The sequence below is a fragment of the Streptomyces sp. SID3343 genome, from assembly GCF_009865215.1.
GTDB lineage: Bacteria > Actinomycetota > Actinomycetes > Streptomycetales > Streptomycetaceae > Embleya.
The window spans coordinates 1-732 of sequence record NZ_WWJX01001591.1; the positions used below are offsets into that span (position 1 = coordinate 1).

1 protein-coding gene is annotated in these 732 nt (G+C 70.6%); it reads right to left on the reverse strand.

Annotated features, from left to right (window positions below; all coding sequences use genetic code 11):
- Positions 1-203 precede the first annotated feature (203 nt).
- The gene (locus GT354_RS50500; RefSeq protein WP_161364984.1) at positions 204-461 is read right to left on the reverse strand and encodes a type B 50S ribosomal protein L31; all 258 of its coding nucleotides are present in this window, start codon (positions 459-461) and stop codon (positions 204-206) included.
- Between the last annotated feature and the right edge of the window lie 271 nt (positions 462-732).

A 732-nucleotide genomic window follows, 5' to 3' on the forward strand; every position in this document is an offset into this window, starting at 1 on the left:
AAGAACGGCAACGCGATCCCGGACATCACGAGCCGTGCCTGCAGGTCACTGCGCGGGTGGGCCGCTTCGCTCCCGCGAGGATGCTTCGGCGACTGCCGCGAAGACACGTTCATACGATTCGCGTACCCCGAGCGGGCGAGCTCAAGCAGCCGGCGACGGGCGCCCCCCGGCACCGATCCGCAGGGCCGACGCCCGGCACCGACCTACTTCGCGTCCGGCCCCGAGCCGTAGCGTCGTTCGAACTTGGCGATCTCGCCCTCCGGGTCCACCGGCCGCGCCTGCCCGGTGAAGAAGGGATGGCTCTCCGACGAGATCTCCACATCCACGACCGGATACGTCTTGCCGTCGTCCCACTCGATCGTCTGCTCGCTGGTGGCGGTCGAGCGGGTGAGGAAGGCGTAACCGGCGGAGCGATCCCGAAAGACCACGGGACCGTAGGTGGGGTGCTTGTCCTGCTGCATGACGGATTCTCCTCGTCGGACGTGCGGACGTGCGGACGTGCGGACGTGCGGACGTGCGGACGGGCGGACGTACCAACGCACGCACGCACGCACGTGCGTACGCAACGCTCGCCCTCGATCGGCTCACGAACGCGCCGACAACGCGCGATCGTTGGCATCCGTACGGGGTACCCGGCGACCGAGGTTCGCATTCGCGGCGCGGAGTTGCGGGGCACGACCGGCGCCGCCGCCCTCGACCGGTGCACCCCCGCGGCCGGGGCGGCGAGCCGGC